This is a genomic window from Tardiphaga sp. P4_G1, from assembly GCF_056401215.1.
This window is the reverse complement of record NZ_JBFUJU010000004.1, coordinates 66,764-86,670: the sequence shown is the minus strand read 5'-3', so window position 1 is coordinate 86,670 and position 19,907 is coordinate 66,764. Positions and strand designations below refer to the sequence as shown.

At 61.9% G+C, this 19,907-nt stretch carries 17 protein-coding genes and 1 pseudogene; 9 read left to right on the top strand and 9 right to left on the bottom strand.

Going from position 1 to position 19,907, the window contains the following annotated elements; translation table 11 throughout:
• Positions 1 to 2 precede the first annotated feature (2 nt).
• Genes glgX through treY form a run of 3 tightly spaced genes read left to right on the top strand, consistent with a single transcriptional unit; the run spans position 3 to position 6,636 of the window.
• Positions 3 to 2,081: a glycogen debranching protein GlgX gene (glgX, locus tag AC1DUY_RS10830; protein ID WP_093760720.1), complete on the top strand. Its 2,079-nt coding sequence runs from the start codon at positions 3 to 5 to the stop codon at positions 2,079 to 2,081.
• The gene (gene treZ / locus AC1DUY_RS10825; protein ID WP_478114186.1) at positions 2,078 to 3,844 is read left to right on the top strand and encodes a malto-oligosyltrehalose trehalohydrolase; all 1,767 of its coding nucleotides are present in this window, start codon (positions 2,078 to 2,080) and stop codon (positions 3,842 to 3,844) included. The genes glgX and treZ overlap by 4 nt, the downstream gene beginning before the upstream one ends.
• The gene (gene treY / locus AC1DUY_RS10820; RefSeq protein WP_478114184.1) at positions 3,844 to 6,636 is read left to right on the top strand and encodes a malto-oligosyltrehalose synthase; all 2,793 of its coding nucleotides are present in this window, start codon (positions 3,844 to 3,846) and stop codon (positions 6,634 to 6,636) included. Before treZ ends, treY begins: the two co-directional genes overlap by 1 nt.
• 231 nt (positions 6,637 to 6,867) lie before the next feature.
• Here treY and AC1DUY_RS10815 read toward each other — a convergent pair whose 3' ends face one another.
• Positions 6,868 to 7,179: a polyhydroxyalkanoic acid system family protein gene (locus tag AC1DUY_RS10815; RefSeq protein ID WP_439076350.1), complete on the bottom strand. Its 312-nt coding sequence runs from the start codon at positions 7,177 to 7,179 to the stop codon at positions 6,868 to 6,870.
• Between the two features lie 155 nt (positions 7,180 to 7,334).
• Between AC1DUY_RS10815 and AC1DUY_RS10810 the strand changes: the two genes are divergently transcribed.
• Positions 7,335 to 7,499 (top strand): DUF3309 family protein, encoded by a 165-nt coding sequence (locus tag AC1DUY_RS10810; protein WP_081422059.1) that lies wholly within the window; start codon positions 7,335 to 7,337, stop codon positions 7,497 to 7,499.
• Between the two features lie 107 nt (positions 7,500 to 7,606).
• Here the strand turns inward: AC1DUY_RS10810 and ligD are convergent, their stop codons facing one another.
• Positions 7,607 to 10,330 (bottom strand): DNA ligase D, encoded by a 2,724-nt coding sequence (gene ligD, locus AC1DUY_RS10805; RefSeq protein ID WP_478114181.1) that lies wholly within the window; start codon positions 10,328 to 10,330, stop codon positions 7,607 to 7,609.
• Positions 10,331 to 10,473: 143 nt separating this feature from the next.
• Between ligD and ku the strand changes: the two genes are divergently transcribed.
• Together ku and AC1DUY_RS10795 are read left to right on the top strand one after the other, a co-directional pair.
• Positions 10,474 to 11,361: a non-homologous end joining protein Ku gene (gene ku / locus AC1DUY_RS10800; protein ID WP_478114179.1), complete on the top strand. Its 888-nt coding sequence runs from the start codon at positions 10,474 to 10,476 to the stop codon at positions 11,359 to 11,361.
• Between the two features lie 19 nt (positions 11,362 to 11,380).
• The gene (locus AC1DUY_RS10795; RefSeq protein ID WP_478114177.1) at positions 11,381 to 11,617 is read left to right on the top strand and encodes a hypothetical protein; all 237 of its coding nucleotides are present in this window, start codon (positions 11,381 to 11,383) and stop codon (positions 11,615 to 11,617) included.
• 149 nt (positions 11,618 to 11,766) lie between these two features.
• Here the strand turns inward: AC1DUY_RS10795 and AC1DUY_RS10790 are convergent.
• Positions 11,767 to 12,021: pseudogene (locus AC1DUY_RS10790) on the bottom strand (DUF6496 domain-containing protein); the annotation flags it as partial.
• A 184-nt stretch (positions 12,022 to 12,205) separates the two neighbouring features.
• Between AC1DUY_RS10790 and AC1DUY_RS10785 the strand changes: the two are divergent.
• Together AC1DUY_RS10785 and dapA are read left to right on the top strand one after the other, a co-directional pair.
• On the top strand, positions 12,206 to 12,475 hold the full coding sequence (locus tag AC1DUY_RS10785) for a hypothetical protein (protein WP_120289267.1): 270 nt from the start codon (positions 12,206 to 12,208) through the stop codon (positions 12,473 to 12,475).
• Positions 12,476 to 12,485: 10 nt separating this feature from the next.
• Positions 12,486 to 13,460 (top strand): 4-hydroxy-tetrahydrodipicolinate synthase, encoded by a 975-nt coding sequence (gene dapA / locus AC1DUY_RS10780; RefSeq protein WP_478114174.1) that lies wholly within the window; start codon positions 12,486 to 12,488, stop codon positions 13,458 to 13,460.
• On the opposite strand, the gene AC1DUY_RS10775 is transcribed toward dapA, so the two are convergent.
• The 5 genes from AC1DUY_RS10775 to AC1DUY_RS10755 all read right to left on the bottom strand — a co-directional run bounded on the left by AC1DUY_RS10775 (position 13,457) and on the right by AC1DUY_RS10755 (position 16,556).
• Positions 13,457 to 13,645 (bottom strand): hypothetical protein, encoded by a 189-nt coding sequence (locus tag AC1DUY_RS10775; protein ID WP_478114170.1) that lies wholly within the window; start codon positions 13,643 to 13,645, stop codon positions 13,457 to 13,459. The two genes, dapA and AC1DUY_RS10775, sit on opposite strands and share 4 nt — an antisense overlap.
• Positions 13,642 to 13,938 (bottom strand): hypothetical protein, encoded by a 297-nt coding sequence (locus AC1DUY_RS10770; RefSeq protein ID WP_199712044.1) that lies wholly within the window; start codon positions 13,936 to 13,938, stop codon positions 13,642 to 13,644. Before AC1DUY_RS10770 ends, AC1DUY_RS10775 begins: the two co-directional genes overlap by 4 nt.
• A gap of 159 nt (positions 13,939 to 14,097) precedes the next feature.
• Positions 14,098 to 14,361, bottom strand: a complete 264-nt coding sequence (locus AC1DUY_RS10765) for a hypothetical protein (RefSeq protein WP_441232136.1) — start codon at positions 14,359 to 14,361, stop codon at positions 14,098 to 14,100.
• A gap of 87 nt (positions 14,362 to 14,448) precedes the next feature.
• Positions 14,449 to 16,107, bottom strand: a complete 1,659-nt coding sequence (locus tag AC1DUY_RS10760; RefSeq protein WP_175367285.1) for an OFA family MFS transporter — start codon at positions 16,105 to 16,107, stop codon at positions 14,449 to 14,451.
• Between the two features lie 200 nt (positions 16,108 to 16,307).
• Entirely contained in the window at positions 16,308 to 16,556 is a 249-nt protein-coding gene (locus AC1DUY_RS10755; RefSeq protein WP_478114167.1) for a sulfurtransferase TusA family protein, read from the bottom strand.
• Between the two features lie 70 nt (positions 16,557 to 16,626).
• On the opposite strand from AC1DUY_RS10755, the gene mobA reads away from it, so the two are divergent.
• Complete coding sequence (gene mobA / locus AC1DUY_RS10750; RefSeq protein WP_478114165.1) at positions 16,627 to 17,256, top strand: molybdenum cofactor guanylyltransferase MobA; 630 nt, start codon at positions 16,627 to 16,629, stop codon at positions 17,254 to 17,256.
• 75 nt (positions 17,257 to 17,331) lie between these two features.
• On the opposite strand, the gene AC1DUY_RS10745 is transcribed toward mobA, so the two are convergent.
• Positions 17,332 to 19,728, bottom strand: a complete 2,397-nt coding sequence (locus AC1DUY_RS10745; protein ID WP_478114163.1) for an autotransporter outer membrane beta-barrel domain-containing protein — start codon at positions 19,726 to 19,728, stop codon at positions 17,332 to 17,334.
• Positions 19,729 to 19,907: the final 179 nt, after the last annotated feature.

Sequence of the window (19,907 nt, the reverse complement as noted above, 5' to 3'; positions counted from 1 at the left end):
GCATGAGACTATCCGCCGGCATGCCCTCCCGCCTCGGCGCAAGCTGGGACGGACGGGGGACCAACTTTGCCTTGTTCTCTGCGAACGCCACCAAGGTCGAACTGTGTCTGTTCGACAGCCAGGGGCGGCGCGAACTCGAGCGCATCGAACTGCCGGAATATAACGAGCACGTCTTTCACGGCTATCTCAACGATGTCTCGCCGGGCCAGCTTTATGGTTATCGCGTGCATGGGCCCTATGAACCGGAGCATGGACATCGCTTCAATGCGCACAAGCTGCTGCTCGACCCCTATGCCAAGAAACTGGCCGGGCGTCTCGTCTGGAGCGATGCACATTTCGGCTATCGCACCGGCTCGTCGCGCGAGGACCTCTCTTTCGACCGCCGCGACAATGCGCGCGGCATGCCGAAGGCTGTGGTGGTCGACGAAACGTTCAACTGGGGCCGCAAGGAAGCGCGTCCCAGCGTACCCTGGGAAGACACCATCATCTATGAGGCCCATGTGAAAGGCCTGACGCAGACCCGCAAGGACGTGCCGCCAGGGCTGCGCGGGACCTATCGCGGCCTGTCGTCGCCGTCGATGATCGAGCATCTCAAACGGCTTGGCGTTACCACCATCGAGCTGCTGCCGGTGCACAGCTTTGTCGATGACCGCCGGCTGGTGGAAATGAAGCTGGTGAATTACTGGGGTTACAATACCCTCTCCTTCTTCGCCCCGGAAGCGCGCTACGGCACCGACAATCCGCTCGATGCGTTCCGCACGACGGTCGCGCGGCTGCATGATGCGGGCATCGAGGTGATGCTCGACGTGGTCTATAACCACACCGCCGAAGGCAATCATCTCGGCCCGACGCTGAGCTATCGCGGCATCGACAACGCCTCCTATTACTGGCTGATGCCGGACAATCCACGATTCTATGACGACTTCACGGGCTGTGGCAGCTCGATGAACCTTACGCATCCGCGCGTGTTGCAGATGGTGATGGATTCGCTGCGCTACTGGGTGGAGGTGTGTCACGTGGATGGCTTTCGTTTCGACCTTGCAACCACGCTGGCACGCGGGCCGAATGGCTTCGACCGCAATAGCGGCTTCCTCACCGCCATCCGGCAGGACCCTGTTCTCGCGAACGTCAAAATGGTCGCCGAACCCTGGGATCTCGGCATGGGCGGCTATCAAGTTGGCGCGTTTCCGTCGCAGTGGTCGGAATGGAACGACAAATATCGCAGCGCCATGCGCCGCTACTGGAGCGGCGAAGGCTCGCTGATCGGCGAAGTGTCCAGCCGCATGACCGGTTCCTCAGACGTGTTCAACCATGACGGCCGCAAGCAGCGCGCCGGCATTAACCATGTCACCGTACATGACGGTTTTCCGTTGGCCGATCTCTTTGCCTATAACGAGAAGCACAACGAGGCCAATGGCGAGGACAATCGCGATGGCTCCAGCGACAATCTGAGCAACAATTTCGGCGTCGAGGGCCCGACCGACGATCCCGAGCTGCTGGCGCTGCGCCGACAGCTGCGCAAGAACCAGCTCGCCTGTCTGTTCCTCGCGCAGGGCGTGCCGCTGCTGCTGGCCGGCGACGAGGTCGGCAACACCCAGGGCGGCAACAACAACGCCTATTGCCAGGACAACGAGATCGGTTGGGTCGGATGGGACAATCTCGGCGACAAGGACGACGATCTCACCGACTTCATTGGCCATATGGCGCAGCTACGACAGCGCTTTCCGCAGATCACCACGCAACGCTGGCTCGACGGCCGCCGCGCCGATGGCAGCTATGGCGTGCTGTGGCTGACGCCCTCGGCCGACGAGATGACCGAGACGGACTGGGCGTTTCCCGACGGCCGCTTCCTCTCCTATGTGCTTAGCGCTTCCGGCGACAACACCAATCCGATCTTCATCGTGCTGAATGCGGCGCCTGAGGGCATTCCATTCAAGCTGCCGAAGATGCTGGAATACAAGAACTGGCGGCAGGTGCTGAACACCGCCGACGAAAAGCTCTCGATCGCCATCCTGCCTCCAGGTAGCGACATCGATGCGCCACCGCGCTCGGTGCTTGCCTTTGCGGGGACGCCGGCATGAGCGCTCATTCGTTCGGACCACGGCTGACTGAGAAAGGCGCGATCTTCCGCCTCTGGGCGCCCGCTGCACAACGCGTCGACGTGGTGCTTGGCGATCAGGCGCATCCGCTGAAGCCCGGCGATGACGGCTGGTTCGCCGCCGAAATTTCCGATGTGAAAGCCGGCGCCACCTATCGCTTCAGGATCGACGGCAAGACCGACGTGCCCGACCCCGGCTCACGCTTTCAGCCGGATGATATCAATGGCCCGTCGCAAGTCATCGATCACAGGACATATGCGTGGCGCGCGACCGACTGGCGCGGGCGGCCGTGGGAAGAGACCGTGCTGATTGAAACCCATGTCGGTACCTTTACGCCGCAGGGCACCTATCGCGCGATGATCGACAAGCTCGATCATCTCGTCGTCACCGGGATCACCGCACTCGAGCTGATGCCGCTCGCCGATTTCGCCGGCAAGCGCAACTGGGGTTATGACGGTGTGCTGTGGTATGCGCCGGACGCGATGTTCGGCCGCCCGGACGATCTGAAGGCGCTGATCGACGAGGCGCATCTGCGTGGGCTGACGGTGTTTCTGGACGTCGTCTATAACCACTTCGGCCCGGAAGGGAATTACATCGGGCAGTATGCGCCGTCCTTCTTCGGCGATGCGCATACGCCGTGGGGCTCGGCGATCAACTATCACCTGCCGGAGGTGCGGGACTACGCGATCGAGAATGCCGTGGCGTGGCTGCGCGACTATCGCTTCGATGGGCTCAGGCTCGATGCCGTGCATGCGATCCCCGAACAGGGCGAGATCCCGATGCTGCACGAGCTGAGCCGCGAGGTCGGCAAGCTGGCCGCCGACACCGGCCGGCTGATCCATTTGGTGCTCGAGAACGACGACAACCGCGCCACTCTGCTCGATCCCGCCACCAACCCGCCGCGCGGCAAATATCGCGCGCAGTGGAACGACGACTATCACCATGCCTGGCACGTGCTGCTCACCGGCGAGGACAAGGGCTATTACAGCGACTACGCACCGAAGCCGCTCGATCATATCGTACGGGCGCTGGGCTCGGGCTTCGCCTATCAGGGCCAGTCGTCGGCGCATCGCGACGGCGCACCGCGCGGCGAACCATCAGGCGAACTCGCACCGGCGGCCTTCGTGAATTTCCTGCAGAACCACGACCAGATCGGCAATCGCGCGCTTGGCGATCGGCTGGAGACCTTGGCCAAGCCCGAGGCCATCGAAGCTGCGCTGGCCGTTACATTGCTGGCGCCGATGGTGCCGATGCTGTTTCAGGGCGAGGAATGGGGCTCGAAAGTGCCGTTCCCGTTCTTCTGCGATTTCGAGGGCGACCTCGCCAATGCCGTGCGTAATGGCCGAAAGAAAGAATTCGCCAGCGCCTACGAAAAGTATGGCGACGAGATTCCCGATCCGCTGGACGAGAGCTCCTTCCGCTCGGCCTTTGTCGATTGGGGCAATCGCGAAACGACCACGGGTAAGAAGCGGCTAACGCTGGTTCGCGAGCTGCTCGCATTGCGCAAGCAGCATATCGTGCCGCGCCTCGCTGGCGCACGGTTCGGCAAGGCTGAGGCAAGTGACGGCGGTTGGCTCACGGCATTTTGGACAATGGGTGACGGCAGCAAGCTGCATCTCACGGCAAATCTGTCCGACAAGGAAATAGCGGCTACGCAGTCCGCATCCGGCACAACAATTTGGGGCAACACTACCACCGGCGTGGGGACGCCGTGGTCCGTCGTATGGCGGATCGGAGATAGATAATGGCTCCTGCGATTCCCGTCGCGACCTACCGTATTCAACTCACTAAGGATTTCGATTTCGATGCCACCGCGGGCATCGCCCCCTATCTGAAGGCGCTTGGCATCACCCATCTCTACGCGTCGCCATTCATGAAATCGCGCGCCGGCTCGACCCATGGCTATGACATTGTCGATCACACCAAGCTCAATCCGGAGCTGGGCGGCGACGAAGGTTTCGAGCGCCTGAGTGCCGCGCTAAAGGCCAACGATATCGGCCTGATCCTCGACTTTGTGCCCAATCATGTGGGCGTGCATTTCGCAGACAATCCGTGGTGGCTCGACGTGCTGGAATGGGGACAGGCCTCGCCGCACGCCGTCTCCTTCGACATCGACTGGGACACCCTGCCCTATCGCGCACGCGGCGGTCTGCTACTACCGATCATCGGTAGCTCTTATGGCCAGGCACTGGACAACGGCGAGATCGAGCTGAAATACGACGCCGAGGAAGGCAGCTTCTCGGCCTGGTATTTCGAACATAGGCTGCCGATCGCGCCGGAGCGCTACAGCGAGATGCTGCGCACCATCGTCAAGGAAGCCGACGCCGGCAACACGCCAGCCGGCCGCGCAATCCTGACACTGGCTGCCAGGCACAAGGGCCTCCGCCATCCCAACCGGCGGGAAGCGCCGGCTTTCAAGCAGCAGCTGGTGTCGATCCACGGCGCTGCCGAGGTTATCACGCGCGGCCTCGACGCCTATCGCGCCGGGCCGGATCGGCCCGCCCAGATTCAGGCCATGCACATGCTGCTGGAGCGCCAGCACTACAAGCTCGGTCAGTGGCGCCTGGCATCGAGCGAGATCAACTACCGCCGCTTCTTCGACGTCAATACGCTGGCTGGTCTGCGTATCGAGGACGCCGATACGTTCGAGGCAATCCATTCGCTGGTCAAACGGCTGATTACCGAAGACAAGCTGCAGGGGTTGCGGCTGGACCATATCGACGGTCTTCACGATCCCTCGCAATATTTCCAACGGCTGCGCCGGCTGATCCGCGAGGCGCATGGCAACAGCACCAAACCATTCTATGTCGTGGTCGAGAAGATTCTCGGCGAGCACGAGAAGCTGGTGCCCTTCGCCGGCGTACATGGCACCACCGGCTATGAATGGCTCAATGTGATCACGCAGGTGCTGGTCGAAGAAAAAGGCCTGGAACCACTGGGCGAAACTTGGCGACAGGTGAGCAACGTCTCGCCGAAATTCGAACCGCAACTGGTGGAAGCCAAGCGCCGCGTGCTCGATACGCTGCTGCTCAGCGAATTCACCGTGCTGACGCGTCTGCTGGCACGGATCGCCAACGGGCATTATTCGACGCGCGACTTCTCCGCCGACACGCTGCGTCAGGCTTTCGAACTTTACGTGCTGCATTTCCCGGTCTATCGCACCTATCTCTCCACCGCCGGTCCATCTGCCCTCGACCGGCAACTGATCGCCACGACCATCGAGAAAGCTCGCGCCGACTGGTTCGGCGCCGATGAAGGCTTGTTCGACTTCTTGCGCGACGCTCTGACGCTGGACCTGCTGAAGCCTGGCCGCCCCGCGCATAGCAAGCCGCGGGTGCGACGCTTTGCATTGAAGGTGCAACAGTTCACCGGGCCGACGATGGCGAAGTCGCTCGAAGACACCGCCTTCTATCGCTATCATCGCCTGCTGGCGTTCAACGAAGTTGGCGGCGAGCCGGCAGCGGAAGCGATACCTGTCGCCACGTTCCACGAGATAATGATCACACGCGCGCTCGAGCGGCCGCATGGCATGACTTCGACCGCCACCCACGATACCAAGCGCGGCGAGGATGCCCGCGCGCGTTTGCTAGCGCTGGCCGAAATGCCCGGTGAATGGGCCAGTGCTGTCAGCCGCTGGAAGTTTCTGAACGCGCCGCATCTGGTTGTTGACGGCGAGATGCGCGCGCCCTCCGCAGCGTTCGAGTATATGTTGTATCAGGCGCTTATCGGCGCCTGGCCGCTCGGCGGGCAGGACAATTCCTTCCTCGACCGGATGCAGGCCTATGCGCTGAAGGCAGCGCGCGAGGGCAAGCAGGAAACGAGCTGGCTCAACCCCAACGACACCTATGAGAAGGGTCTGCGCACGTTTCTGGAGCGCATTCTCGACCCGGCCCAGTCGCCGGAATTTCTTGCAGCGCTTGAGACCTTTGCCAAACGCACATCGCTGATCGGCGCGTTGAATTCACTCAGCCAGATCACGCTGAAAGCGACCATTCCCGGCATGCCGGACTTCTATCAGGGCACCGAATTCTGGGATTTCTCGCTGGTCGATCCCGATAACCGCCGCCCGGTGGATTTCGCCGAACGCACGAAAGTTCTGAAGGCACTGCAGCAACCGGATTGGGCGGCACTGGCGCAGCACTGGGATGATGGCCACATCAAGCTCGCCTGGACGCGCGAGCTGTTGAAACGCCGCACCGAGATGGCAGCCGTCTTCACCGATGGCGATTACGAACCACTTGAAGTGACCGGACCTCATGCCGCGCACATCATCGCCTTTGCTCGGCGGCATCAGCGCGACGCGGCAATCGTCGTGATCCCACGCGCTTTTTCCGAAGCGACACAAGGCGGGCGGCATTGGCCGGAGGCGACGGCCTTCGACGCGACAGTGATCGCGCCCGGCTACCTCGTTGAAGGTTCTGCGCAGAAGAACGGCGCGATCCAGCTCTCCGTTGCCAAGCTCTTCAGGCAGATTCCGATGGCGATCGTGAAGGCACATGCCGCGCCGAAACGCATTCGTTCGACGCGTTTGCGATAGCACACACGACAAGGCCGCCCGGGATCAACGGCCGGACGGCCTGGCGGATGTCGTGCCGACTCGAGAAAGGTCGGTTCCCTTCCTCCGCGTGCTCAAAGCTTTTCATCAAATTGTTTGCGAGTGGTTTACGATCAAACTCGCGTGCGCCGCACTATCGCACGGCATTTTTATGTTGCGCAGCAGCAGACATTTGAAGATGCGTGAGATTTTCTGCACGCCGCAATCGCCGCTTCAACTCTTTTTCGTGAGCAGCAGATTTCCGCGCGATTTGATCGCTGCCTGCGCCACTTCCGCGAAACGCTGCAGCAACCAGGGCAGCAGCACTTCGACGGTGACATGATCCTCGGCCACATCGACATGACCGGACGCCGCCTGCCCCATGGCACGGACGCGGAAGATCATCCGATCGCCGTCCCAGCGCTCCTCGTCAACTTTCAACATTGGTACATTAGTTGCGGCGCGTGTCAGTCCTGTCTTGAGCCGGCGCGCAGCTTCCTCGCGGCCGAGACTGTGCGGAATGGAAACGACGAGCGGTGCAGACATCTCATGATCCTTTGTTAGCTCACACGGATGTAAGCGCGATTTCGCCCGACGGTAGTCGTAATCGAAGTTTCACTCATGGAACCTTGGGGATGCCTGCGCGTTTTTATCGCATGAAGGCAGCAGGCTTGTCCGTCTGCCAGGCTGAGGAGAAATCCATGTCCATTGGTACTATCATTCTGATCATTCTGATTATCGCCTTGCTTGGTGGTTTCAGCGGTATCGGCGGCGGTCCGTTCTACGGCACCGGCTATTACGGCGGCGGCGGTCTCGGCCTCATCGTGGTAATTCTGCTGATCCTCCTGCTGCTTGGTAAGCTGTAAGAGCGGATATTGATTTCAAGGCGCGCGATCCGGAAGGATCGCGCGCTTTTCCATGTGCGTACGCTCTCACCGTCATCACCCGCGAAAGCGAGTGAGGACGGTGAGCGTTATTTCATTTTCCCGATCGCCGACTTGATCGACGACGCAGCATCCTCGTAACCCGCCCACGCCTTGCTCTTCGCCATTAGCGACGGGACGCTGCGCACAGTGAAATTCTTCGGATCCAGATCTTTGCGCAGCTGTGGCCATGTCAGCGGCATCGACACCGTGGCCCCCTTTCGCGCCCGCGGCGACAGCACCGAGACCGCGGTCGACATCCGGTCGTTGCGCAGATAATCGAGGAAAATCTTTCCACCACGCAGCTTCTTCGACATGTTGAGGAGGTAGCGCTCGGAGTCGTCACTGGCCATCTGCTGGCACACGGCCTGCGCAAAACTCTTCGCCGTTTTCCAGTCGACCTTGTCCTTCGCGCCGTGCAGCAGTGGCGCCACCACATGCAGGCCCTTGCCGCCGGTCGTCTTGCAGAAACTCTCCATGCCGAGGCTCGAGAGCCGTTCGCGCATCTCGCGTGCCGCATCCATGACGGCAATGAACTCCACATCAGGCGCCGGGTCGAGATCGAACACCAGACGCCCCGGTGTATCCGGCGCATCCGGCGCGCAATTCCACGGATGCAGTTCGAGTCCGCCGATCTGCGCGACAGCCGCAAGACCCTCGACGCGATCGATCTGCAGGTAAGGCTTGCGGTCACCGGAGACTTTCACGAGTTCGAGCAGGTTGGATGTCCCCGGCATTGCGTGGCGCTGGAAGAACTGCTGCCCGTCGATGCCGTCGGGCGCGCGCACGATCGAACACGGGCGACCCTTGAGATAGTCCATCATCCAGTCGCCCACGGCTTCGAAATACACCGCGAGATCGCGTTTGGTAACCGGCTCGCCATCGCCGGCATCCGGCCATAGCTCCTTGTCGGGTTTGGAGATCGATACGCCCATGACAACGGCATTGCCTGCCGCAGCTCTTGCGGGCGCGGTTTTTCTTGCGGAGCTTTTGGCAGTCTTCTTCGCGTTGGGCTTCGGCGTCGGCTCGGCAAGTTCGGTCTTCTCGGGAGTCTCTGCCTCGACCTCATCGGCTGGCTTGTCCTGCCGCAGCCCCTTGAATGACGCCTGACGCACCATGCCCGCGCCGGTGAAGCCTGCGAATTCGATCTCGGCCACCAGTTCGGGCTTGAGCCAGTGCACGTCCCGACCACCCGGTGGCGTCTCCTTGCCGCCGAACGGGCTCGTCTTCGCCGCTGCTTTCTTCAGCGCCGGCATGATGCGCGTGACCTTGTCCTGGCCGAAGCCGGTGCCGACGATGCCGACATAGGCCAGATGATCGCCTCTGTTGACGCCGACCATCAGCGACCGGAACTTGCCGGCATTACTCTTCCATCCGCCGATCACGACCTCATGGCCGGCCCGGCACTTGGCCTTGGTCCAGTGTTGCGAACGGCCGGACATATAGGGCTCCGACAGCTTCTTGGAGACGATGCCTTCCAGCGACAGTTTGCAGGCCGACTGCAGAATGGCGTCACCACCAGTCTCGAAATGATCGACATAGCGGATCAGGCTTTCCTTGCGACGGCCGCGGGCTTTGTCGAGTAGCGCCTTCAATCGCTCCTTGCGCTCGCCAAGCGGCAGCTTCCGCAGGTCTTCGCCATCCGCAAACAGCAGGTCGAACGCGAAAAAAATAAGCGTATCGGTCTCGCCATCCGACAGCGCCGCCTGCAGCGCAGCGAAGTCCGGCGCGCCATGTGCATCAAGGCCGACAATCTCGCCATCGATGATAGCGTCCGGCAGGCCGGTGGCTCCCTTGGCGATGGTCTGAAACTTCTCTGTCCAGTCGAGCCCCTTGCGTGTCTTCAGCGTGGCCTCGCCGCCTTCGACGCGGAGCTGCACACGATAGCCGTCGAACTTGATTTCATGCGCCCAGCCATCCGCGGAGGGGGGCCGATCCACGATGGTACAAAGTTGAGGCGCGACGAAGCCAGGCATCTTTGCGACCTTGACCGGCTTCACGAAGGTTTTGGCTACCTTCTTTGTCACGGCGCTCTTTACTGCAATCTTCTCGGTCGCACGCTTGCCGACATCCGCCTTGGCCTTCACACCCTTCTTCGCACGCGCATCAGCAGCACTCCCCTCGCTGGAATCCCACACCGCGTCCCGCTTGATCTTCGCCGTCTTCGCGATCATGAACGGCTTCGGCGCCTTCCCTTTTCCTGAGGCGATGGCGCTCATGGTCCGGCCGGATGCCACTGACTTATCATCGTCGAGAATGGTGTTGGCCTTGCCCTCCCTCACAAACTCATCGCGATGCTTGATCAGCAACCAGTTGGTGCGCTTGCCGCCATTGCGGTCATGCTTCATGCGCACCAGCACGAAGCCGCCATGCAGCTTCTCGCCGTCCAGCGTGAATTTCAGGTCGCCCTTCTTGAAGCCCTTGTCCGGATCGTCGCTCTCCCAATAGCCACGGTCCCACAGTTGCACGGTGYCGCCGCCGTATTGTCCCCGGGGAATCGTGCCTTCGAAATCGCCATAGTCGAGCGGATGGTCCTCAACCTCGACAGCGAGGCGCTTGTCGGCAGGGTCCATCGATGGCCCGCGCGTGACGGCCCACGACTTGAACACCCCGTCCATCTCCAGCCGCAGATCGTAATGCAGCCGCGTGGCATCGTGTTTCTGGATCACGAAGCGGCGGCGCTTCGCCGGCGCGACCACGATCTGGCCGGAGGGCTCCTTGGTGAGCGCGAAATCACGTTTCCGGCGGTAGATCTGAAGCTGCTTGTCGGCCACACCGTCCCCCACTCACCGCATTGGGCGCATGATCCGGCCCGGAACCAAAACCAGCAACTGCCGTTGAAGTTCCTGGAAATCCACGCCAGCGCAATACTTTGCGGTCTGCGCGCTTCATTTGTAGATCGAGTTGGAGGACGAGTATGGCCCCGCCCCGCGCCTACTGGAAAGGCTCTCTCAAGCTGTCGCTCGTCACCTGCCCGGTGGTGCTGTATCCGGCCGCGACCTCGGTCGAGAAAACCAAATTCCACATGATCAACCGTGAGACCGGCAACCGGCTGAAACAGCAGATGGTGGATGTCGAGACCGGCGACGTCGTGGAGAAGGAGCAGAAGGGCCGCGGCTACGAGATCAGCAAGGGCGAATATGTCGAGATCGAGAAGGAAGAGCTCGAGGCCGTGCAGATCGAGAGCAATCACACTATCGACATCGACAACTTCGTGCCGCGCGACGAGATCGATCGGCGCTATCTGAACAATCCCTATTACATCGCGCCCGACGGCAAGGCCGGCGCCGATGCGTTCGCCGTGATCCGCGATGCCATGAAGGACAAAGATCGCGTGGCGCTAGCGCGCATCGTGCTCACCAATCGCGAGCACATCATCGCCATCGAGCCGCTCGGCAAGGGCCTGCTCGGTACCACGCTGCGCTTCCCCTATGAAGTGCGCGACGAGGAGGACTATTTCGACGATATCAAGAACCCGAGGATCTCCAAGGACATGATCGACCTTGCGGCGCATATCCTCGACAGCAAGGCGTCGCATTTCGATCCCAGCAAGTTCAAGGATGAATATGAGACCGCGCTGAAGACGCTGGTGAAGCGCAAGGCCGCGGGCAAGCCGGTGAAGGTCGTCGAGAAGGAGGAGAAGCCGGACAACGTCATCAACCTCATGGATGCGCTGAAGGCGAGCCTCAAGGGTGGCAAGGGCAAGTCGACCAAACGCGCTTCGTCGTCACGACCGCATGTAGCACGCAAGCGTCCGGCCAAGAGGGCCGCGCGGTCATCGGCGCGGCACCGCAAGGCAAGCTGAGCGCATGAAGATTTTGGGAATGATCATAGGCCTCGCGGTGATGCCGACCGTGGCAGCGCAGCCGCAGCAGCTACAGACAAGGGAATGCAACGCCTCGAATATCGCCTTCGTCGCCGAAGCCATCGCCAAGATGGCCGAAGGCAAGCAAAAGAAGACCGCTTCCGACGAGATCGGCCTGGCCAGCGAAGCAATGGCGGAGGGCAAGGACGATGAATGTAAGGACCACCTGCTGAAGGCGACGCTGCAGACCAAGTGAGGCGATGACGGTTCGGTCGAAACTGTCATGGCCGGGCCCGGCCATCTACGTCCCTTCTCTCCCCAAGACGTGGATGCCCGGGACAAGCCCGAGCATGACGAAGATTGGTTCATATGCGTCGATCAAGGTACATCGGCGCAGCCTCAGGCCTTCGTCGACTTCCGGGATTTTTTGGCCGCTTTCTTTTTCCCCGCCGTCTTCTTGCTGGCTTTCTTCACCGTCTTTTTCTTCGGCGCCTTCGGCACCTTCTTGCCCTCGGCGCGAGCTTCCGACAAGCCGATGGCGATCGCTTGTTTGCGGCTGGTCACCTTCTTTTTCGAACGACCACTTCTCAGCGTGCCGGCCTTCGCCTTCTTCACCGCTCGCGCGACCTTCGCTGCCGCCTTCTTGGAATATTTCGCCATTCCATGCTCCCGTTGTGATGGAAACGATCAATCGTCATCATCGGTGATGGTTCCGCGTGGGTGATGTGCGAACGGACGCACTTATGAAATCCCTATAACGCGGCACTGCCGCTCATCTCGTTTTCAAACGGGCAGCCGATCATCTTGCAGCCATTCGCTCAAGCGAATGAACTGGAGACTGCAAGTGATCACCATCGAACCTCCCTCGTGTAGCTCATCCCTCGTTTTCATCGGCAAGAACGGCCGCGGCCAGTGGGTCGCGCAGGAGCAGAACGGCCTATTCGGCGGATTGTTTGTCAGCCGCGCGAATGCCGTGCGTTATGCACTGTTCGAGAACGGTCATCGCCCCGAAGCTATCATCGAGACGGCGGGCCTCATCGAACTCGATATGAACGCCCTGCCTTTCACGGCAGCAACCTCCGTCGAACGGTTACAACAACGGCGCGTCGCCTGAGCTTCCCGCCATGTCCACAGTTGCTCTTCGGGCTCATGCCCTCCCGCAAGCTCATGCCTCCCATCACGCCAACGACTGGCTGCACGGCATCATCGCCGACGTGCCGACGCCGTTCGACGCGCATGGCGCGCTCGATCTCCTCACTTTCGCGCGGTTGTGCGAGCGTCAGGTCTATGCCGGCGCCAGTGCCATCGTGGTCGGCGCGACCGCCGGCGAAGCCGACACGCTCACCTCGAAGGAGCGCGCCACGCTGATCCGGACTGCCGCCGGCGTCGCCCGCGGGCGCATCCACGTCATTGCCGGCGCGGGATCGAACTGCACCAGCCGCGCCATTGAATCAACGCGGCTGGCATGGGCTGCCGGCGCCGATGCCGTCATCTCGGTCGTGCCGTATTACAACCGCCCGACGGCAGATGGCATCGCAGCGCATTTCCGTGCGATCCTGGAGGCGACATTGCTGCCGGTCATTGTGCATGACGCACCATCGCGTTGTGCTCGCGCGCTGACCGACGACACGCTCATCGGCCTCGCCGCCTCGCCACGATTGATAGGCCTGCGCGACGACACCGGCGACGCCGGACGGCTCGCGCGATTGCGGCCGCTGCTGCCGGCGGGTTTCCGGATGCTGACGGGACAGGACACCGCAGCCCTGCCTTATCTGCTGCTCGGCGGCGACGGCGTTGTCTCCGCGATGGCCAATGTGGCGCCGCAGCTCTGCCGCGGCATGTATTACGCGGCCCGCCAGGGATGCCCGCGCTATGCGACGACCATCTCCGACATGCTGGCGCCGCTCGCAGCAGCTCTGCCGCCGGACCAGGTTACATCGGCGGTGAAATATGCATTGACCTTGCGGGGCCTGGGGAGTGCCGCCGTGCGCCTGCCGCTGATCGAGCTTACAGATGCCGAGCAGCAGCAGGTACACACCGCGATGGACGCGATCTGGGCACAGCCCGACGACGCGCCGCCCCTGCACCGCGCCCGCTAGGATTGGGGGGGCGCGCGCTCGTTCTTCTCGCGACATTTCGGGCCGGGTCCGCGCATATAATGCGCGGCCGGCCGATAGACAGCGGGTCCAATGACGAAACGCCATAGCCGGGCGAGAATGCCCGGCTTGATGGTCGCATAGGAGGCGACACGCGCGAACAGCGCTGCAGAACGGTCTTCCCTCATGGCACGCTCCGGCGATCCGGAAGCACCGGCGTATCGGCGGCGCGCACACGGACGCGCGCCAGTTCACGCCGCGCGCGGCGCATCTTGTCGGCCACCAGGGCCATGTGGATGGCGGCGAAGAAGCCCTTGATGTGGTTACGCGTCAGCCTGATGGCTACGCAGAGCCGTTTCCATTGGATATCGCCCGAGTGATGGACGATCGGCGGCTGATTGCGGCTGATGAGATAGGAGCGATAGGCGCTGTCTGCCGAGAAATCGTGCAGCTGCGTATCGCGATTGTAGAACATCGTCATGGTCGTTGTCCGTCTTCTCAAATCCCTGGCGCATGAGCGCGTCGGGATGATGAGAAGATGCGGACATCGCCATATGAAATCGAGACGGGCAGCCGCGCCTGTTCATAGGCGCGGCATAAAGATCAGGAGGCTGGAACTGCCGGAAAGACCAGCGCTCGCTCAGCTCTTGGCCATGCAGTCTTCGATGTAGAACCAGCGATCGTCGCCGGCGAGACCCTTGACCTTGACGTCCTTGCGGCAGGCCTTGAGCTTGCCCTTGTTGGCGCTCCACTTCGCCTTCATGTCCTTCAGACTCTGCTTGTTCAGCTTCATCTTGGCGGGCGCAGCAGGGGTTGCCGGCGTCGCAGGCGCCTGTGCCGAAGCAGCGCCCATTGAAGTCGCAACGAACAGTGCGGCCAAGAGGCCCGTAGTGATGCGTGTCATCGTTATCCCCGAATGTGCTTGTTTTGAAGATTGTTCGTCAGATGTGAAACGGGACCGGAAGCTTTCGCTGCCGGTCCCGCGCAGGTTTTACTGGAAGATGCGCGCGGCGCTCTGCAGCGTCAGCCAGACGCCCCAGCACAGCGGGACACCGACGAAAGCCCAGAAGGCAATGGCTGCGCCGTCGAAACCGCCCTTGCCGATACCATAGGAGCCTCCGCCGGCCGACGCCGCCTCGGCGCCCTTGGCCTGCAACTTCGCTACTTCCTCCGGCTTCATAAACCAGTGCGGCGCCAGTGGCTTCACCAGCATGTTGCAGATCAGTCCCAGCACCAGCATGCCGGCGAGGATGTACATCGTGAAGTCATAGACCTGCGCCCGCGGCACGCCGGCAGCGATCTGGAATTCACGAATGTAGTTCACCACCACCGGACCGACGATGCCCGCAGTCGCCCAGGCCGTCAGCAACCGGCCGTGGATCGCACCCACGAACTGGGTGCCGAAGATATCGGCGAGATAGGCCGGGATGGTCGCGAAGCCGCCGCCATACATCGAGAGGATGATGCCGAAGGCCAGCACGAACAGAACCTTGCTGCCCATCGCCGCGAAGGTCGGCACCAGTGCATAGAGGACGATGCCGAGAATAAAGAACGTGTAGTAGGTGTTCTTGCGGCCGAGCTTGTCCGACAAAGACGCCCAGAAGAAGCGGCCGCCGATGTTGAACAGCGAGATCAGACCCGCGAAGCCGGCTGCGATGCCGGCAATCGCAGTCTTCTGCGCTGCCGAGAGCTGGCTGAAGGAGAGATCCGGCGCGCCGATCAGCTTGCCCGCAAAGATTTCCTGCAGCATCGGCGAGGCCATGCCGATGACGCCGATGCCCGCCGACACGTTCAGGCAGAGCACGCCCCAGATCAGCCAGAACTGCTTGGTCTTGTGCGCATTGTCGAGATGCACGTGGCCGGTGGTGATCATCGCATTCGCCGTAGCCGGCGGGGTCCAGCCTTCCGGCTTCCAGTTCGGTGGCGTGATGCGATAGGAGAACGCACCAATGGTCATGAACACAAAGTAGATGACGCCCATGGCCAGGAAGGTCTGCCAGACGCCGACATCGGTCGGGGTCTTGAAATAGTTCATCAAGAGGTTGGCGAGCGGCGAGCCGATCATCGCACCGCCGCCGAAGCCCATGATGGCCATGCCTGTGGCCATGCCGCGACGATCCGGAAACCACTTCACCAGCGTCGACACCGGCGAGATGTAGCCGAGGCCGAGACCAACACCGCCGATCACGCCGGAGCCGATCCACAGCAGCCAGAGCTGATGCGTGTAGACGCCGATCGAACCGAGCACGAGACCGCCGCACCAGCACATCGCCGAGACGAAGCCGGCCTTGCGCGGCCCGACGCGCTCGAGCCAGCCGCCCCAGATGGCAGCGGAAACGCCCAGCAGCACGAAGAACAGCGTGTACATCCAGCCGAGGCTGGCGACCTTCCAGTTACAGGTGGTGGTGAACAGCTCGGTGGCGAGGCTCATGCCCTCGCACACTTCCTTCGAGGCAGGTGTCGTGATTGCTTGCGACAGCGGCAGCCAGAACACGCTGAAGCCGTAGGCCATGCCGATACAGAGATGAATACAGAGTGCAGCAGGTGGAACCAGCCACCGGTTGAAGCCGGCGGTCGCAATGATGCGTTCGCGTTCCAGCAATCCTGGCTTGGTGCCAGACAGTGTTCCGGCGTTGCCCACACTTGTCATGAAAGTTCTCCCCTGCAGCCGACCCTTCTGAGCCGGTCTGCGATTTGAAAAAGTCGCTTCGTCAATTCCCCTGCGGCGCGCGGACAAAGATTCACGCACGCTCGCACTTTAGAACAGGGCCAGAAGCGACTGCGGGAGTCGATAGTCCAAAGGTATCAGGAGCGAAAATTTATCAATGATTTCCACTGCATCGCAGCAATTCAATCGCGATTTGCAATCGCAGCATTTCGTTTTTCGATGAAGAAAACGATCACATCGCCACTGCGTTCGGAGGCTTCGATCTGATCGCCGATTTGCTGAATCAACGCAGGGATGTCGATCACCGCGAGGGGGTCCGTGCAGTGGACTTCGAGCCGGTCGCCCACCGACAGTGCCTTCATCGCCTTGCGCGTCATCAGCGCCGGCAACGGGCATTTCAATCCGGTCAGGTCGAGCTTGGTCACGGGCATCGCGCGGTTCCACTTGGTGCAACTGCGTTATATCGGGCTGGCGTCAAATGTCATATGCAGCGGTATGGCGATGACGAACACATATCCGGCCACGCTGGGCGTGCTTCTCGCGGGCGGTCTCGCGCGCCGGATGGGCGGCGGCGACAAGCCGATGCGCGAAATCGGCGGCCGCAGCATCCTGGCCCGCGTGATCGCGCGCATCGCGCCGCAATGCGACGGGCTGGTGCTGAACGCCAATGGTGATCCCGTGCGATTTGCATCCTTCGGTCTGCCCGTGATCGCCGACGACGTCGCGGATTTTCCCGGCCCCCTCGCCGGCATTCTCGCAGGTCTGGAATGGACAGCCGCCAACCGACCTGACGTCACATGGATGCTGAGCGTCGCCGGCGATTGCCCGTTCCTGCCGCGCGATCTCGTCACCCGCTTGCATCAGGCCCGCATCACGGAGAATGCGCAGCTTGCCGTCGCGTCATCGGCCGGACAATCGCATCCCGTCATCGGGCTGTGGGACGTCGCCCTCCGCCATGAGTTACGGCACGCACTCGTCAACGAGGACATCCGCAAGGTCGGCCGCTGGACATCCCGCTACGCGCTCGCCACCGTGGAATGGCCGGTCGATCCCGTCGATCCGTTCTTCAATGCCAATACGATGGACGACATCGCGGAAGCCGAACGGCTTGCGAAGCTGGATGACAACTAACGACATATCGCCGTTTGGAGTGATATCGGCCCGAGAAGCGGCCGTCAGGCCGCCTCTCGACATGATGCGATCGCGTCAGAACCTGACAGCGAAATTGCCTCGCAAGGTCTGGTCGGTGACACCGGAGCCAAACTGTCCGCCATAGGTGAGACCGAGCACGGCGTCTGGCGTGACGTTGACGTCAAGGCCAAGGTCAGCGACCGCGCCGTTCCTGGCGATCGGTACACCGGCAACGGTGAACGGCGATCCACCGGCGAAGGCCATGGTCGAGGTCGGCGTGACGTCGCCGAAGGCGTGGCGCCAGCCGAGCATGCCACGCGCCGTCGCGGTCATGCCGTTGCCGAGATCAAAGCCTGTCGACGCCCGAAGCCCCAGCGTGGTGAAGGTGACGCCGGTGGTATCGTTCCGACCGGTGAGCGCGGCGGCGCCGCCCTTCTCCGTGAAGCCATCGGTCGACAGATTCACATAAGCGAGATTGGCGAAAGGCTCGAAAGCCAGATGGCCAAGCGGCGTCCGCCCTGCCCTGATGCGATAGCCGAACTCGCCAAAGGTCTGCGTGGTGCCGGCGCTGTAGTTGTTCCTCAGCAACTCGGCGACGCCCGGAAACCCTACCGAGCGATTGATCGAGAGATCGTGCCGCGTATAGGCAAGACCGGAGCGGAAAGCGAGATCGCCCCACTGCGTGCCGCCATAGAGGCCGCCATGGTAGTTGTCGCTGGCGCCGGAGGAATTGCGATCGCCAACGCGGAAACTCGATCGGCTGTAGCCGCCGATTGCACCGACGCGCCATCCATCGACGAACGGCGCATCGGCACCGACCATGAAGCCGCCGATATCGCGCTTGACGGTTGCAGCATTGCCGTCGCCGTTCCACTGCCCCCAGGAGCCGAAGCCGCGGCCCCAAACCGCAATGCCGTCGGTGGCGGCTGGTGCAAGCACGGGGCGGCCGTTGACATAGGTCGTGACCGGCGCGGCAGCCGCGCCGACGCCGTCAAACGCAGCGCGCAGCCGATCGATCGCTGCCTCGCGGAGGAAGCGGCTATCCTCGATCATGACGCCCTTGACCGAGGCATGCACCTCGCCAGAGATCTGGTCGAAGGCCCCGCGGGCCTGCGCCACATCGAGCTGCACCAGTGCGCCCACCAATGGACTGCCAACCGGCAGACTATCTGCTCCTCCACCAGCCGCGATCTGATTACGGGTCGATCCGACCGAGGCGAAGGTGACGTTGCTGCGGCTGACGCCAAGATAGACGTTGGTCGCATCGTAGGTCAGGCCGTAGGCCAGGAACGGCGTCACCGTCACTCCGCTGGCGCTGGCGCTGGCGAAAGTGCCATTGATGCCGCCGGCTGCCGTCAGGATCGTGTACTTCGTGCCCATCAGCGCGGCGCCGGATGCGACCACCGTGCCACCGTTCAGCGTCGCGCTTCCTGTTGCTGCAATTTTGTCCGACTGGCCCGCTGCGTTGGTCTCCACCTGATAGATCGATCCCGCTGCAAAACTGACATTGCCGTTGACATTCAATGTACCGATCGAATTGCCGGCCCCGACGATGCCGCCGCTATTGGCGACGATGCCGCCGACTGTACCGGTGCCGCCGAGGATGCCGCCGCCCGACACAGTCACGATTGATCCGGCGAGCGAGCCGTTCACGGCCAGTCGGCCACCAGTCACGCTGGTTGCGCCAGTAAAGGCACTCGAATCCGCAGTCAGGATCGTTTCGCCGGAGAGCTGGTTGATCGTGCCGAAGCCGCTCATAGCGGGTGCGAAAACATAGCCAACGCCTGTGTGGTTGAAATTGATCGCACCCGTGCCGGCGCGAAATTCGATATTAGCGCTGTTGACTGTACCGGGCGCCGCCGCAGCAGCGCCAGCCGCGCCGCCGATATTCAACGTACCGGTAGAACCTGGTTGATAGGCGAGAACGATGTTGCCACCGACCGTAACACCGCCGCCATTGGCAACTGTCAGCGTGCCTGAGCCGTTTTGCCCGATAAAGAGATCGCCTACATTGGACAAGGTCGATCCGGCGCCCGTGACCGTGACCGTGCCGACGGCGCCCACATCATGCCCTATCGTGCTGATCCATGTGGTGCCGATCACTGCACCGCCGTTCGAAACCGTCAACGTGCCCGTACCGCCATTGCCGACAACGAAGTCGCTGGCGGTCAATTTCGAACCGGCGCCATCGACGATCGCCGTTCCATTGCCAGACTGATCTGCGAGGGAGAATTCATAGACGGAGGTGTTGACCGCGCCGCCGTTCAAGACTGCCAGCGTTCCCACGCCATCGTTGCCAACGACCAGTCCTTGAGCGTTCCAGATCGACCCCACACCGGTGACGGTCACCGCGCCGCTCGAACCGGCCATCTGGCCCACATATGCAAGGTTGCTGTTCAGCACGGCGCCGTTCGCAACCGTCAGCACGCCCTTATCCCCGACGCCGATATACAAGCCGTTGACGGTCACCATTCCGCCGTTGATCAGCGACGGAATCCCAGTCGTCGTGTTGAAAAATACTGGATCCGTCGATATCGGGATCGCATTGAGATCCCAATTTCCCGCTGTGTACCAGTCCGTGGATATCGTCCCTATCCAATCATTCGCCCGAGCAGCAGTCGACAGAACAACAGCCAGGAGCGTCGCGCAGC

Coding starts and splice junctions, on each gene's coding strand:
- glgX (WP_093760720.1), top strand. CDS start 3: ATGAGACTATCCGCCGGCATGCCCTCCCGCCTCGGCGCAAGCTGGGAC.
- treZ (WP_478114186.1), top strand. CDS start 2,078: ATGAGCGCTCATTCGTTCGGACCACGGCTGACTGAGAAAGGCGCGATC.
- treY (WP_478114184.1), top strand. CDS start 3,844: ATGGCTCCTGCGATTCCCGTCGCGACCTACCGTATTCAACTCACTAAG.
- AC1DUY_RS10815 (WP_439076350.1), bottom strand. CDS start 7,179: ATGTCTGCACCGCTCGTCGTTTCCATTCCGCACAGTCTCGGCCGCGAG.
- AC1DUY_RS10810 (WP_081422059.1), top strand. CDS start 7,335: ATGTCCATTGGTACTATCATTCTGATCATTCTGATTATCGCCTTGCTT.
- ku (WP_478114179.1), top strand. CDS start 10,474: ATGGCCCCGCCCCGCGCCTACTGGAAAGGCTCTCTCAAGCTGTCGCTC.
- AC1DUY_RS10795 (WP_478114177.1), top strand. CDS start 11,381: ATGATCATAGGCCTCGCGGTGATGCCGACCGTGGCAGCGCAGCCGCAG.
- dapA (WP_478114174.1), top strand. CDS start 12,486: ATGTCCACAGTTGCTCTTCGGGCTCATGCCCTCCCGCAAGCTCATGCC.
- AC1DUY_RS10775 (WP_478114170.1), bottom strand. CDS start 13,645: ATGAGGGAAGACCGTTCTGCAGCGCTGTTCGCGCGTGTCGCCTCCTAT.
- AC1DUY_RS10770 (WP_199712044.1), bottom strand. CDS start 13,938: ATGACGATGTTCTACAATCGCGATACGCAGCTGCACGATTTCTCGGCA.
- AC1DUY_RS10765 (WP_441232136.1), bottom strand. CDS start 14,361: ATGACACGCATCACTACGGGCCTCTTGGCCGCACTGTTCGTTGCGACT.
- AC1DUY_RS10760 (WP_175367285.1), bottom strand. CDS start 16,107: ATGACAAGTGTGGGCAACGCCGGAACACTGTCTGGCACCAAGCCAGGA.
- AC1DUY_RS10755 (WP_478114167.1), bottom strand. CDS start 16,556: ATGCCCGTGACCAAGCTCGACCTGACCGGATTGAAATGCCCGTTGCCG.
- mobA (WP_478114165.1), top strand. CDS start 16,627: ATGACGAACACATATCCGGCCACGCTGGGCGTGCTTCTCGCGGGCGGT.
- AC1DUY_RS10745 (WP_478114163.1), bottom strand. CDS start 19,728: ATGGTGACCGTCAACGGCTTGTATATCGGCGTCGGGGATAAGGGCGTG.